Source organism: Sphingobium sp. EM0848, assembly GCF_013375555.1.
GTDB lineage: Bacteria > Pseudomonadota > Alphaproteobacteria > Sphingomonadales > Sphingomonadaceae > Sphingobium.
Map to the genome: position 1 here is coordinate 1989899 of NZ_JABXWB010000001.1, position 12701 is coordinate 2002599.

The window sequence follows — 12701 nt, forward strand, 5'->3', positions numbered from 1 at the left end:
CGACAAAATCGCCGGCGGGCGAAACCTCGCCGGCCAGCGTCCATCCGGTGCCCCACATGGGCACCATGGATCTGTCAGGGTATCAGACAGCGGACTGCCCAATTGCAGGGGCGCCCTTAGCGCAAGGGCACGCCCAACGCAACCGAAAGCCGCTTATCCGGCCAGCGCAGCCGCCAGCCCGACAAAAAGCGGCGTCGCCGCAAGGATCGGCACGGCCAGCCCTTCGACCAGAATCACCGCTGCGCCAATCCCATAGGCCGGATGCACCCGCCCGTGCGCGACAAGATCATGCGCTACAGCCACCGCCACGAACAGCATCTGTCCGCTCATCACCGCAAGCCCGCCCCAAGGCCCCAGCAACGACATCGGCAGGATACGCCCGAAAGCCGGCCCGATAATCGATATCATGGCACAGAGCATCAGCCGCCGATGCCATTCGGTGCGCCGCCGCAGCCTGATCGCGCTGGTCAGCAGCGTGACGAAGGCGACCAGTTCCAACGCGCTCAAAGCCAGGAAAATCGGCGGAGTGAAGAAAGACGGCACGCGATCAAGCACGACAGCCATGCTCGCGGTAAGGACGCCCAGCGGCACCATCGCCGCCGCCAACCCCACCGCGACCCAACCCAGCCGCCGGTGCAGCGCGATCGATCCACGATGGGCCAGCGCATTCTGCGTGACGAACAGCAGCGTCCAACTGACGAACACCGCGCCATGGACATGCACCCAATAGGGCAAGCGCGGCACATCCACCAATCCGCGCAGCGCAAAAGAACCGAAACCGCCAATCACCGTCGCCGCAATGGCGACCGACATTCCCAGATAAAAGCCATTGCCCCGGATCGGTACCGGGACGGTCGACGCAGCAGCATCCATGGGACGCCCCCTTCCCCGCAAAGATGAAGATTCAGCCGTCGCGACCTTTGTTTGCGGCTCTGTAACAGAATATCAGAAGAGTCGCGAGAGGGGCGCACGCCATGATTTACATTTGTAAAATTCTCCTTGCCAACCGGCCCCACAACGGCAAGGTCCGCGCAAACAGGGAGGGAGAGACATGAGCTGGACGCGTCGCAAACCAATGGAGGCCATGATGCCCGCGCAGGAAGGGCACAGGCTGGCGCGCACCCTGTCCTGGCCGCATCTGCTGGCGCTGGGCGTGGGGGCTATTGTCGGGACCGGCATCCTGACGCTGATCGGCGTCGGTGCGGATCGGGCGGGGCCTGCGGTGCTGCTGTCCTTCGCCATCGCGGGCGCGATCTGCGCCTGCGCGGCGCTGGCCTATGCCGAACTCTCCACCATGATGCCCGCCGCCGGAAGCGCCTATAGCTACAGCTATGCGGTGCTGGGCGAAGGCATTGCCTGGATCGTGGGATGGAGCCTGATCCTCGAATATTCGCTGGTGGTGTCGACGGTGTCGGTGGGCTGGTCGGGCTATGCCGCGCCCTTGCTGACCTCGGTGGGCTTTCCCGAACTACTGACCAAGGGGCCGGAACTGGGCGGTCTCATCAATGTGCCTGCGGTGTTCATCATCGCCGTGGTGGCGGGGCTGCTGATGTTGGGCACGCATGAGAGCGCGCGGCTGAACTCGCTGCTTGTCCTCATCAAGATCGCGACCTTGAGCCTGTTCGTGGCCGTCGCCTTACCCCATTTCGACACGCAGAACCTGTCGCCCTTCATGCCTTTCGGCTTCGCCAAGTCGATGGGGCCGGACGGGGTGGAGCGCGGCGTCATGGCGGCGGCGGCGATCATCTTCTTCGCCTTTTACGGCTTCGACGCCATCTCCACCGCTGCGGAGGAGGCGAAGAATCCGGACCGCGACCTTGCCATCGGCATCGTCGGATCGCTGATCGCCTGCACGCTGATCTATGTGCTGGTCGCGGCGGCGGCGATCGGAGCGATGCCCTTCACCCGTTTTGCCGACAGCCCCGAACCGCTGGCGCTGATCCTGCGCGAAATGGGACAGGGACAGGTTGCGCGGATCGTCGCCATCGCGGCGGTGATCGCCCTGCCCACGGTGCTGCTCGGCTTTCTTTACGGCCAGAGCCGGATCTTCCTCGTCATGGCGCGGGACGGCTTCCTGCCGCAGAGGCTGGCGCTGATTTCGAAGCGCGGCACGCCTGCCCGGATCACCGGCGTCACCGCCATATTGGTCGCGATCATCGCGGGCGTGCTGCCCATCGATGAGATTGCAGCGCTCGCCAATGCGGGGACGCTGATCGCCTTTACCGCCGTGGGCGCCTGCCTGCTGATCCTGCGGCGGCGGATGCCGGACATGAAACGGCCCTTCCGTACACCGGGGGCAACGCTGGTCGGACTGGGCGCGGTGCTGGGCTGCGCCTATCTGTTCATCAGCCTGCCGATGAAGACCATCCTTGCCTGCTTCATCTGGAACGCCATCGGTTTGGGCGTCTATTTCCTCTACGGACGGCACCGCGCCGCGCTCCGCGTCGGATAGGCTGGCCTTTTCCTCCCACACACCCTACATGCGCGCGCATTATGGGCCGTTTTTTCGAAAATGCATGGATTGGGCAATGACTTTGTCGTGATCGACGCGCGGGATGCCGCGCTCGACATGACGCAGGCGCGTGCGCAGGCCATTGCCGACCGCCATGCCGGGATCGGCTGCGACCAGTTGATCCTGATCGGGGATTCCGAGCGCGCCGATGTGTCGATGCGCATCTTCAACAGCGACGGCAGCGAAGTGGAGGCCTGCGGCAACGCGACCCGCTGCGTGCCCCTGTTCATCGGGCGGGATGTGCTGATCGAGACCAAGGCCGGGCTGCTGGACGCGAAGGGCGTGGACGGCGGCGCGAGCGTCGACATGGGCGAGCCCCGGCTGGAATGGGACGCGATCCCCCTCTCCTATGCCATGGACACGCTGACCATGCCGGTGAGTTGGGAGGACCTCCCCGCGCCGGTCGCGGTCAATGTCGGCAATCCGCATGTGATCTTCTTCTGCGACGATCTGGACGCGGTCGACATTGAGCGGCTAGGACCGCTGATCGAGACGGACCCGCTGTTCCCGGCGCGGGTGAATGTGAATTTCGCGCAGATTGTTGGCGAGAATCATATCCGCCTGATCGTCTGGGAGCGGGGTGCTGGCCTGACGCGGGCCTGCGGCACCGGCGCCTGCGCGACGGCGGTCGCGGCGGTACGGCGCAAGCTGGTGAGCGGGCCGACCCGCGTCACCCTGCCCGGTGGCGATCTGATGATCGACTGGGCGCCGGGCGGCCATATATTGATGACCGGGCCTGCCACCCATGTCTTTGACGGTGAGGCTGACTGGGCGCGCTTCTGATGAGCGGGCCGCAGATCATCACCTTAGGCTGCCGCCTCAACATCGCGGAGAGCGAGGCGATCCGCGAAATGGCGGGCGGGCAGGATGATCTGATCGTCGTCAATAGCTGCGCCGTGACGGCGGAAGCGGTGCGCCAGACCCGTCAGGCGATTCGTCGCGCCCGGCGTGACCGGCCAGCAGCCCGAATCATGGTGACAGGCTGCGCGGCGCAGACCGAGCCTGAGACTTTCGCCGCCATGGCCGAAGTCGATGCGGTGATCGGCAATCGGGAGAAGATGGAGACGGCATCCTTCGCACCAAATGAAGGCAAGCTCCGCGTCTCCGACATCATGGCCGTGCACGAAACCGCACCGCATATGGCGAGCGCCTTTGCCGAACATGCCCGCGCCTTCCTTGAGGTCCAGAATGGCTGCGACCATCGCTGCACCTTCTGCATCATCCCTTATGGCCGGGGGAACAGCCGCTCGGTGCCCGCGGGCGCCGTCATCGAAAAAGCCCGCGAACTGGTCGACGCCGGATACAAGGAAATCGTCCTGACCGGCGTGGACGTCACCAGCTATGGCCCGGACCTGCCCGGCGCGCCTTCGCTCGGCCTGCTGATCGAGCGCATCCTGAAAGGCGTGCCCGACCTCCCCCGCCTACGCCTCTCCTCACTCGACAGCGTGGAGATTGACGAGCGCCTCTTCGACCTGCTCGCCCATGAACCGCGCATGATGCCGCATCTGCATCTTTCGCTTCAGGCAGGCGACGACATGATCCTCAAGCGCATGAAGCGCCGTCATGGCCGCGCCGATGCGATCCGCATCGTCGAACGCCTCAAGGCCGCCCGCCCGGACATCAGCATCGGCGCCGACATCATCGCCGGTTTCCCGACCGAGGATGAAGCGATGTTCGACAACAGCCTGAAGCTGGTCGAGGAGTGCGCCATCGTCCACGGCCACATCTTCCCCTATTCGCCGCGCACCGGCACCCCCGCCGCCCGCATGCCGCAGGTCGATCGCGCCACCATCAAGGCCCGCGCCGCCCGCCTGCGCTCGGCCTGCGAAGCGCAGCGCGAAAGCTGGCTCCACAGCCTCATCGGGTCGCCGCAATCCGTGCTGGTCGAACGCAACGGCCTCTCCGGTCATGCCGAGAATTTCGCCCCGGTGCGTTTCGCCCAGCCGCAATCCCCCTCCTCCATCATCCGCGCGACCATCACGGGCCTTGAGAATGGCGCGCTGATCGCGCAAGAGGCGGCATAAATGGGATTTCCATTTCCCTTGTCATTCCCGCGCAGGCGGGAATCCATCTCCGGCGCAAGCAGTTACGGATATGGTTGGAGATGGATTCCCGCCTTCGCGGGAATGACGGTATTAAATAATGGCTGAAACATCCTGGCGCGATCGCCTCTTCGGCGGCCTCAAGCGCACTTCCGACAGACTCGGCGAGAATCTCACCGGCCTCTTCACCAAGGCCGCGCTCGACGAACAGACTTTGGACGAGATCGAGGAAGCGCTGATCGTCAGCGACCTTGGCCCCGCCATGGCTGCCCGCGTGCGCGACCGCCTGTCCGAAGGCCGCTACAACCGCGAACTGACCGAGGAATATCTGCGCGAGATCATCGCGGAGGAGATCGAGAAGGTCCTCGCCCCCGTCGCCCGCCCGCTGGAGATCGAGGCCTTCCCCCGCCCGCAGGTCATCCTTGTCATCGGCGTCAACGGCTCCGGCAAGACCACCACCATCGCCAAGCTCGCCAACCTCTTCCTCGAACAGGATTATGGCGTGATGCTGGCGGCCGGCGACACGTTCCGCGCCGCCGCCATCGGGCAATTGAAGGTCTGGGCCGAACGGCTGGGCATCCCCATCGTCGCGGGCAAGGAAGGCGGCGACGCGGCGGGCATCGTCTTCGATGCGGTGAAGCAGGCCACCGCCACCGGCATCGACGTGCTGATCGTGGACACGGCGGGCCGCCTTCAGAACAAGACCGAGCTGATGGACGAGCTGGCGAAGATTCGCCGCGTCCTCGGCCGGTTGAACCCGGCGGCGCCGCATGACGTTGTTCTGGTGCTGGATGCTACCACAGGACAGAATGCGTTGAGCCAGATCGAGGTGTTCAAGGAATTTGCGCAGGTGACGGGCCTGGTCATGACCAAGCTGGACGGCACGGCGCGCGGCGGCGTGCTGGTCGCGGCGGCGGAAAAATATCGCCTGCCCATCCATGCCATCGGCGTGGGGGAGAAGATCGCGGACCTGCGCCCCTTCGATCCGGGCGACATGGCGCGCGCCATTGCAGGAACCGCTTATGCCCGCTGACGCCAAGAAACCCGCCCATGGCGGCAATTTGAGCCTCGCGCTCGATTTCGGTCCGCTGCTGGTCTTTTTCCTGAGCTACAAGGGCGCGGGCTGGCTCTGGGGGCCGGGCAATCCGATCACCGCCATGACCTTCGGCACCGCCGCCTTCATGGCCGCGATCGTCATCGCCGTCATCATCTCCAAGGTGAAGCTGGGCCGCGTGTCCCCCATGCTGTGGCTCTCCGCGCTGCTGATCCTCTTTTTCGGCGGCCTCACCATCTATTTCCGCGACCAGAGCTTCATCCAGATCAAGCCGACCATCATCTACGCCTTCTTCGCGCTGATGCTGTTCGCCGGGCTGATGCGGGGCAAGCCGCTGCTCAAATATCTGCTTCAGGCCGCCTATGACGGGCTGACGGAGGAAGGCTGGCGCAAATTGTCGCGCAACTGGGCCTTTTTCTTCGTCTTCATGGCCGTTGCCAATGAAGTGATGCGCCGGACGATGAGCTTCGACGGCTGGCTGGCGGTCAAGGTCTGGGGCGTGACCATCGTGTCGGTCGTCTTTGCGGGCGCCAATATCCCGATGCTGATGCGCCACGGCCTCACCCTTGGGGACAAGCTCGACAGTGAAGAGATTGGCGAAACCACCCCGCCCCAAGGCTGAATCCAGCGCTGAATCCGGCCCCATTGCTGAGATCGTTTCGCAATAGGCACATATCTGTTTCCATGAGCCTTTGGGGCGCATATGGGAAAGGCGCGGCGGCGTCCACGCCCCGACAGGACCATTGAACCAACTGGCCGCGCCATCCGTTGTGCGGCCGTCGACCCATGAACCCGAGGAGTTCTGCCATGGCCTTTGTTCTTCCCGATCTGCCCTATGCCAAGGATGCATTTGGCGACATTCTTTCCGCCGAAACCTTCGACTATCATCATGGCAAGCATCACAATGCCTATGTGGTGAAGGCCAATGAACTGGTCGCCGCCGACGCCTCGCTTCAGGGCAAGTCGCTGGTCGAGCTGATCGAGTCGAGCAAGGGCGGCCTCTTCAACCAGGTCGGCCAGATCTGGAACCACACTTTCTACTGGAAGTCGCTCTCGCCCGCGAAGACGGCGCCCAGCGGCGACCTGCTGGCCAAGATCAACGAGGCTTTCGGATCGGTCGACGCGCTGGTCGAAAAGCTGAAGGCGGAGGCCGTGGGCCACTTCGCCAGCGGCTGGGCCGCGCTGATCCTGAAGGACGGCAAGCTCGAAGTCACCAGCTATCATGACGCCGACACGCCGGTCGCGCATGAAGGCCACGCGCCGCTGCTGATCCTCGATGTGTGGGAACATGCTTATTATATCGATTATCGCAACGCCCGCCCGAACTATGCCGACCGCATCCTGAAGGAAGCGATCAACTGGGACTTCGCCGCCCAGAATCTGGACGGTCAGGGCGTCAGCCGCGCCGACCAGCCGGCCTGATCGGCAGGAACCGCCCACCGCTCCGCATGAGCGGTGGGCGGTTCGCCCAAGCCGTTGCGAAGACGGAACAACTGTTTCTTAACCCGGCCATTGGACAATGGTCCACGGGGACGGGGGAAACAGTGTATGAACCTCGACGAATTGCAAAGACAGCATGTCGAGATCGAGGCCTTGGCAGCCCGGTTCCGACAGGCGATTGCGGATGACAGCAGCCCGCAAAGGCTGGGCACGCTGCGCTGGCAATTCGCGCGGCAACTGATGGCGCATCTGGCGCTGGAAGACCGGATTCTCTACCCCAATATGCAGCGGCACACCCATGCCCGGCTGCGCGATACGGCGGCGCGACTCGAAATCGAAATGGCCCCCATCGCCCAACGCTTTTCCACCTATATGTCCCGCTGGAGCGACGATCGGATTGCGCGGGAATGGCCGGATTTCTGCCGCGAAAGTCGGGACATGCTCGGCCTCGTCCTCAATCGCATCGAGAAGGAAGAACGGCTGCTGATGCCGCTGCTCACCGAGGCCAGACTGATCGAATCGCCGCGCATCAGGCTGGCGGGTTGAGATTCGCTTTCGTCAGGATCAGGTCCAGCGCCCCGGACAGTTCATCCAGATCGGCGCCCGGCCGCACCAGCAACCAGTCACGGGCCTGCGCGCCGTTGACGACCGTCACCGCGCCCTTGGGACAGACGCCAAGGCAGTTGACCTCGATAATGCCCGCCGAAGCCTTGCGCCCCTTCTTCAACGACAGATGGCGGCGTAACGCCTTGGCCAGCCGCTCCTCGCCATCGCGGCCAAAACCACCATCGAGCTTTTTCGAACATTTGCGGCAGACGAGCACCACATGATCCCAATTCGAACGGACCAGATGCTTCAACCGGCATGCTCCCGCGGTTTCCAGGTCCGGCGTTCCTCGGCCGCACGCAGCACTTCATAGGCGGCCTGGATCGTCTGGAAACGGATAGCGGCCTGCGCGTCGCCCGGCTTCACATCGGGGTGATATTCCTTGGCGAGGCGGCGCCAGCTCTTCTTCACCGCTTCGAAATCCGCGTCATCCTCAAGGTCCAGCGCCTTCAGCGCATGCAGTTCATCGCGCGATCGGCTGCCATCGCCAGGACCGCCCCAGCCATGATAGGCGCTGTTCTGATATCCGCCCGCGTCGCGACGCTCGGCATGTTCGCGCTGCTCGCGCTCCTCCCGGTCGAGGCCCTGAAAATAGTCCCAATTGCGGTTATATTCCGCCGCATGATCGGTACAGAAATACCAGCGTTCCCGGCTGTTGGGCGATTTGGGCGCGGGGCAGTCACCGGGCTTGTCACAGCCATGCCGATCGCACAGACGCACCTGTTGCGCCTCACGCGATGCGCCATAGCTGCGCCAGCGGGGAAAGCCCCAGTCATTTGATCGGCTGCTTCTTGCCATCGTTCCAAATTAGGCAAGCCGCAGGCGGAAAGCCACCCCGGCGGGCCATGAAATTGCTGTCACTTCAATGCCAGAGGGCCTGTAAGCCGGGTTCTGTCCTTCCCCGAAAGGAAGTGGCGACCATTCCTCTAGGGACCGGATTGCTCCGGTCCTCAAGCAACCAACCCGGGCGGTCTCAGCCGAAACAGGCCTAGCAGTCGAGCTGCGCGCCGCCCCTATTCGGTCTTGCTCCCGGTGGGGTTTACCGTGCCGCCTTCCGTTGCCGGAGACGCGGTGCGCTCTTACCGCACCCTTTCAATTTCGCGGGGCCGAAACCTTCGCGACCTGCTTTCTGTTGCACTGTCCCTTGGATCACTCCAGCCGGCCGTTAGCCGGCACCGTTATTTCGTGGAGCCCGGACTTTCCTCGCCGTGGAAGTTACCCGCCACGCCGCGGCCGCCCGGCCCTCTGGCAGGGGCGCCTATACACGGGGGCAAGGCCCCCGTCATCCCGCTTAATCGTCTCCGCGAGGTTTCGGCAGCAGCAAGGCGAGCAAAATCGCCCGACATTCGCCATCGATGATCCCGTCGATCAGTTCGGGGCGGAAGCGCCGCTGGAACGCGACCACCGCCGCCTGCGGTTCGGCAATGTCATAGCCGAAGCGCTCCAGCGCCAGCATGAATCCGCCGTCGCTCCAATGCGGGTCCATCAGATTCTTGGTCGGACGCGGCAAAGCCAGCCGCAGCCGGGCAAGCTGCCCCCAGGGGAAAAGCTCGCCGGGGTCCTGCTTGCGCGCGGGGGCGACATCGCTATGCCCGACAATATTGCCCCGCGTGATCTTGTGGCGCTGGACGATCTGGTGGATCAGCGGGATCAGCGACCCCATCTGCGCATCCGGGAAGGGCCGATAGCCCCATTCATGGCCCGGATTGACGATCTCTATGCCGATGCTGGCCGAATTGATGTCGTCAATCCCCCGCCAATGCGCGCGGCCGGCATGCCAGGCGCGCTTGTCCTCATCGACCATGCGGATGACCTGCCCATCCTCGGTCACGACATAATGGGCGGACACCTTCGATTCCGGGCTGGCGAGCCAGTTGATCGCGGTCGCCGCATCCACCATTCCGGTATAGTGCAGCACCAGCATCGATATGGGCAGGCTTCGCTCGTCGAAATTGGGTGACGGCGTATCGATCATCGGAAAGTCGGTCATTGCGAAAGGCCAGTCACCCGCACTCGTCTATCCTCGGCTACCGGCAGAACATGGCCGACAGCGCCGGCTCAATCAAGCGCGCCGACCTGTAAAAATCATCATGGACCAGATCGGGAAGAGAAAGATCAGAGCGCCCGGCGGAGTGAAGCTTCGGCCTGTACGGGCGCCTCGATCCGTCGGCCGTAGCTGCCGCGAAATTCGGGATGCGGCGCGAAATCATCGCCATGGCCGATCACCGTTTCGCCCGCACCCAGCAGCAGGACGGAGCGCGCATGACTGTGCGTGGCCAGCAGACGCAGGACCCTCTGACGGCGCTCCGGCGTAAAATAGAGCAGCACATTGCGGCAGAGCAGAAGATCATATTCGCCCGTGGGCGCGCGGTGATCGAACAGATTATCGGTCCGGAAATCGATCATCTGCCGCAACGTGGGGTTGACGCACCAATCGTCCCCCGACGGTTCGAACCATTTGATGAGATCGCCGACCGCCAGTCCGCGCTGCACATCCATCTGGGTGAAAATGCCCGCCTTCGCCTGATCTATGGCGGCGGTGGAAATATCCGTCGCCAATATCTCGATCTTCCAGCCGCGCCAGCGCGCCATGTCATTGCTTAGCTGGATCGCGATCGAATAAGCCTCCTGCCCCGTCGAGCAGCCCGCGCTCCAGATGCGCAGCGTCCGGTCGGTCCGCCGCGCATGAATTTGCGGCAGGATCTGACGATGGATCATGTCGAAAATCTGGAGATCGCGGAAAAAGCTGCTCTCATTGTTGAGCAGCGCATTGACCACCGCCCCTTCCAGCGCCGCGTCCTTGCGCGTGATCAATCGCGCGGCCAGGGCATCCATATCCGGCAAGCCATGGCTGCGCAGCACGGGCTTCAGCGCCGTTTCCATCCGCCAGGCGCGATTTTCCGAAAGGATCTGCCCGGTGCGCGCTTCCAGCAGGCCCGACAGGATGCGGGCGGCGCTGGATGAAGAGGAAGAATTGGAAGCAGCCGAACCGGACGAGGGAGACAATGCCATCAGTTTCTGTTCTTTCCTCGTCGTGCCACGAAATCCATGATCGCATGGGGTTCCAACAATGCGCAGTTCAGGCCTTCGCCCGCGATCGATCCGGGCATTCCCCAGACGACGCTGCTCGCCGCATCCTGCGCCACGATCCAGCCGCCCGCCGCCACGATGTCCCGCGCGCCGGCCGTGCCGTCGCGGCCCATGCCGGTCAGAACCACGCCCGCCGCGCCCGCCCCATAGGCCTGCGCCATGCTGGAAAACATCGGGTCGACGCCCGGCAGATTGCCTGCCGGGGTGCGCTGCGGATTGAGCAGCACGGACACCCGTCCATGCAGCGCCCGCCGCAACTGGAGATTGGCATCGCCCGGCGCGACATAGACGATGTCGGACGCCAGCGATTCGCCCTGCTCGGCCACCTTGACCTTCAGGCTGGTCATGCGTCCCAATTGCTGGGCGAAATAATAGGTGAAACTGGCCGGAAGATGCTGGGTCAGCAGGATCGGCACGCCCAATGGCGCGGTCAGGCCCGCGAACAATTGCCCCAGAGCATGGATGCCCCCGGTCGATGCGCCAATGCCAAGGCAGGCCAGAGGCTGCTCCGCCTGCCCTGCCTCGACCCGCGCGACGGGACGAACGACAACCGGCGGCGCCTCCCCGCTGAACAAGCGGGAGAGCCGTTCGATCAGGGCTTGCGGAAAATGTTCACCAAAGCTGCCGCTGCCCGGCTTGGCAAGGATGTCGCTCGCCCCGAGCGCCAGCGCCTCGACCGCGGCAGCACTCCCCTCCTCGCAATTGCCGGACAGGATCACGACCTTGGCATCGGGGCTGGTCCGCAGGATGGCGGGCAGCGCCATCAGGCCGCTCTGACCGGGCAACTCGATATCGAGCAGCACGAGGTCGACCGCATTCTCGCTCAGATAGCCCAGCGCATGTTCGGCGCTATTCGTCTTGTGGATGACGGAAAAGCCCGCATCCATGTTCAAGATCCGTTCGATCACCGTTCGGACCACGACCGAATCGTCGACGATCAGGGTGCGTACCGCCCTGTCTTCGCTCCGGTTGCTGGCCATGATCGGCACAAGGACGGTCATTGAAGGAGGAACTTTCTCAAGCGAAGGGGGAAGAAAGGAGGGCGGTGGAGCGTGGCGGCGGTCAGATCACGCCGACGATCGACAATTTGCTTTCCAGCGTTTCACGATCGAACGGCTTCATCACATATTCGTCCGCGCCCGCTTCCACGGCGGCCTTGATATGGCCAATGCCGTTTTCAGTGGTGCAGAAGATGATCTTGGGCCGGGCCGTCAGCTTGGCGCTGGACAGGGCCTGGAGGAATTCCATCCCGCTCATCACCGGCATGTTCCAGTCCAGCAGCACGACATCGGGCACAGAGGCTTCGCACTGGGTCAGGGCATCGCGGCCGTCGACCGCTTCACTGACCGCCAAATCCAATGATTCCAATATGTGGCGCGCAACCTTTCTTATGACTTTCGAATCATCGACAACCAGGCAGTTTTTCATGAAGCGTCCCTTTATTTTGCATCCTGTTTGGATGAGACCTAGTCGGCAAAGCCAAGCAATTGGTAAACGCGGGTAAAATTAGTCATGCCGCGTGCGCCATCGCGCCCGCCTCGATGAAACCGGCCAACGACACCAGCAGATGGGGCTGCCCCTCATGTTCGACCAAGCCCCGCGCATGGGGCAGCCATGCGGGATCGAGCTGCCCCCGCAACGGCAATTCTCCTTCCGGCACCTGACAGATGTCGTAGACCGCATCGACCATCAGCCCATAGCTGTGCCCGGCAATGTCCGCGATCACCGCGAAGCCCCGTTCCTCGGCGGGCGTCGGCTCCCCCCGAATCAGCGCAGCGACGTCGATGACCGTCAGCACCCGGCTGCGCAAAGCGGAAAGGCCCGCGACATGCGCGCCCATCCCCGGCACGGGCGATATGTCGGTCAGCTTCACGACTGCCTCGACCTCACGGGTTTCGATGGCGACGCGCACGCCGGCCAGCCGGGCAAGAAGATAGAGCCGGTTCATGGATTTTCC

General features: G+C 63.7%; 15 protein-coding genes and 1 other RNA gene. 7 read left to right on the top strand and 9 right to left on the bottom strand.

Annotated features, from left to right (window positions below):
- Positions 1–153: 153 nt before the first annotated feature.
- Positions 154–873 (bottom strand): hypothetical protein, encoded by a 720-nt coding sequence (locus HUK73_RS09500; protein ID WP_176591682.1) that lies wholly within the window; start codon positions 871–873, stop codon positions 154–156.
- Between the two features lie 178 nt (positions 874–1051).
- Between HUK73_RS09500 and HUK73_RS09505 the strand changes: the two genes are divergently transcribed.
- The 7 genes from HUK73_RS09505 (at position 1052) to HUK73_RS09535 (ending at position 7594) form a co-directional block, all read left to right on the top strand.
- Positions 1052–2452 carry an amino acid permease gene (locus HUK73_RS09505; protein WP_176591683.1) on the top strand — a complete coding sequence of 467 codons (1401 nt, stop codon included), beginning with the start codon at positions 1052–1054 and terminating at the stop codon, positions 2450–2452.
- Between the two features lie 60 nt (positions 2453–2512).
- On the top strand, positions 2513–3295 hold the full coding sequence (gene dapF / locus HUK73_RS09510; protein WP_176591684.1) for a diaminopimelate epimerase: 783 nt from the start codon (positions 2513–2515) through the stop codon (positions 3293–3295).
- Positions 3295–4536 carry a tRNA (N(6)-L-threonylcarbamoyladenosine(37)-C(2))-methylthiotransferase MtaB gene (gene mtaB, locus HUK73_RS09515; RefSeq protein ID WP_176591685.1) on the top strand — a complete coding sequence of 414 codons (1242 nt, stop codon included), beginning with the start codon at positions 3295–3297 and terminating at the stop codon, positions 4534–4536. The genes dapF and mtaB overlap by 1 nt, the downstream gene beginning before the upstream one ends.
- A 118-nt stretch (positions 4537–4654) precedes the next feature.
- Entirely contained in the window at positions 4655–5587 is a 933-nt protein-coding gene (gene ftsY / locus HUK73_RS09520) for a signal recognition particle-docking protein FtsY (protein ID WP_176591686.1), read from the top strand.
- Positions 5577–6230, top strand: a complete 654-nt coding sequence (gene ispZ, locus HUK73_RS09525) for a septation protein IspZ (RefSeq protein ID WP_176591687.1) — start codon at positions 5577–5579, stop codon at positions 6228–6230. The genes ftsY and ispZ overlap by 11 nt, the downstream gene beginning before the upstream one ends.
- Positions 6231–6415: 185 nt before the next feature.
- The gene (locus tag HUK73_RS09530; RefSeq protein WP_176591688.1) at positions 6416–7030 is read left to right on the top strand and encodes a superoxide dismutase; all 615 of its coding nucleotides are present in this window, start codon (positions 6416–6418) and stop codon (positions 7028–7030) included.
- A 126-nt stretch (positions 7031–7156) separates the two neighbouring features.
- On the top strand, positions 7157–7594 hold the full coding sequence (locus tag HUK73_RS09535) for a hemerythrin domain-containing protein (protein WP_176591689.1): 438 nt from the start codon (positions 7157–7159) through the stop codon (positions 7592–7594).
- Here the strand turns inward: HUK73_RS09535 and HUK73_RS09540 are convergent.
- The 8 genes from HUK73_RS09540 to HUK73_RS09575 all read right to left on the bottom strand — a co-directional run bounded on the left by HUK73_RS09540 (position 7578) and on the right by HUK73_RS09575 (position 12692).
- Positions 7578–7931, bottom strand: coding sequence for a (2Fe-2S) ferredoxin domain-containing protein (locus HUK73_RS09540; RefSeq protein WP_176592899.1), 354 nt, complete (start codon positions 7929–7931; stop codon positions 7578–7580). The two genes, HUK73_RS09535 and HUK73_RS09540, sit on opposite strands and share 17 nt — an antisense overlap.
- A complete protein-coding gene (locus HUK73_RS09545) occupies positions 7904–8452 on the bottom strand; it encodes a DnaJ domain-containing protein (protein WP_176591690.1) in 549 nt (182 codons plus the stop codon). Before HUK73_RS09545 ends, HUK73_RS09540 begins: the two co-directional genes overlap by 28 nt.
- A gap of 66 nt (positions 8453–8518) precedes the next feature.
- Positions 8519–8903, bottom strand: an RNA gene (gene rnpB, locus HUK73_RS09550) — RNase P RNA component class A.
- Positions 8904–8945: 42 nt separating this feature from the next.
- Positions 8946–9644 carry an N-acetylmuramoyl-L-alanine amidase gene (locus HUK73_RS09555; RefSeq protein ID WP_176591691.1) on the bottom strand — a complete coding sequence of 233 codons (699 nt, stop codon included), beginning with the start codon at positions 9642–9644 and terminating at the stop codon, positions 8946–8948.
- Positions 9645–9769: 125 nt separating this feature from the next.
- Positions 9770–10666 carry a protein-glutamate O-methyltransferase CheR gene (locus tag HUK73_RS09560; RefSeq protein ID WP_176591692.1) on the bottom strand — a complete coding sequence of 299 codons (897 nt, stop codon included), beginning with the start codon at positions 10664–10666 and terminating at the stop codon, positions 9770–9772.
- On the bottom strand, positions 10666–11745 hold the full coding sequence (locus HUK73_RS09565) for a chemotaxis protein CheB (RefSeq protein WP_176591693.1): 1080 nt from the start codon (positions 11743–11745) through the stop codon (positions 10666–10668). Before HUK73_RS09565 ends, HUK73_RS09560 begins: the two co-directional genes overlap by 1 nt.
- Before the next feature lie 61 nt (positions 11746–11806).
- Positions 11807–12172 carry a response regulator gene (locus tag HUK73_RS09570; RefSeq protein ID WP_176591694.1) on the bottom strand — a complete coding sequence of 122 codons (366 nt, stop codon included), beginning with the start codon at positions 12170–12172 and terminating at the stop codon, positions 11807–11809.
- Positions 12173–12254: 82 nt separating this feature from the next.
- Complete coding sequence (locus HUK73_RS09575; protein ID WP_176591695.1) at positions 12255–12692, bottom strand: chemotaxis protein CheW; 438 nt, start codon at positions 12690–12692, stop codon at positions 12255–12257.
- Positions 12693–12701: the final 9 nt, after the last annotated feature.

What these genes read in the sequence shown, in the direction of transcription:
- mtaB (WP_176591685.1), top strand. Translation starts at nt 3,295, where the DNA reads ATGAGCGGGCCGCAGATCATCACCTTAGGCTGCCGCCTCAACATCGCG.
- ispZ (WP_176591687.1), top strand. Translation starts at nt 5,577, where the DNA reads ATGCCCGCTGACGCCAAGAAACCCGCCCATGGCGGCAATTTGAGCCTC.
- HUK73_RS09570 (WP_176591694.1), bottom strand. Translation starts at nt 12,172, where the DNA reads ATGAAAAACTGCCTGGTTGTCGATGATTCGAAAGTCATAAGAAAGGTT.
- HUK73_RS09545 (WP_176591690.1), bottom strand. Translation starts at nt 8,452, where the DNA reads ATGGCAAGAAGCAGCCGATCAAATGACTGGGGCTTTCCCCGCTGGCGC.
- HUK73_RS09565 (WP_176591693.1), bottom strand. Translation starts at nt 11,745, where the DNA reads ATGACCGTCCTTGTGCCGATCATGGCCAGCAACCGGAGCGAAGACAGG.
- ftsY (WP_176591686.1), top strand. Translation starts at nt 4,655, where the DNA reads ATGGCTGAAACATCCTGGCGCGATCGCCTCTTCGGCGGCCTCAAGCGC.
- HUK73_RS09505 (WP_176591683.1), top strand. Translation starts at nt 1,052, where the DNA reads ATGAGCTGGACGCGTCGCAAACCAATGGAGGCCATGATGCCCGCGCAG.
- HUK73_RS09535 (WP_176591689.1), top strand. Translation starts at nt 7,157, where the DNA reads ATGAACCTCGACGAATTGCAAAGACAGCATGTCGAGATCGAGGCCTTG.
- HUK73_RS09560 (WP_176591692.1), bottom strand. Translation starts at nt 10,666, where the DNA reads ATGGCATTGTCTCCCTCGTCCGGTTCGGCTGCTTCCAATTCTTCCTCT.
- dapF (WP_176591684.1), top strand. Translation starts at nt 2,513, where the DNA reads ATGCATGGATTGGGCAATGACTTTGTCGTGATCGACGCGCGGGATGCC.
- HUK73_RS09575 (WP_176591695.1), bottom strand. Translation starts at nt 12,692, where the DNA reads ATGAACCGGCTCTATCTTCTTGCCCGGCTGGCCGGCGTGCGCGTCGCC.
- HUK73_RS09555 (WP_176591691.1), bottom strand. Translation starts at nt 9,644, where the DNA reads ATGACCGACTTTCCGATGATCGATACGCCGTCACCCAATTTCGACGAG.
- HUK73_RS09530 (WP_176591688.1), top strand. Translation starts at nt 6,416, where the DNA reads ATGGCCTTTGTTCTTCCCGATCTGCCCTATGCCAAGGATGCATTTGGC.
- HUK73_RS09500 (WP_176591682.1), bottom strand. Translation starts at nt 873, where the DNA reads ATGGATGCTGCTGCGTCGACCGTCCCGGTACCGATCCGGGGCAATGGC.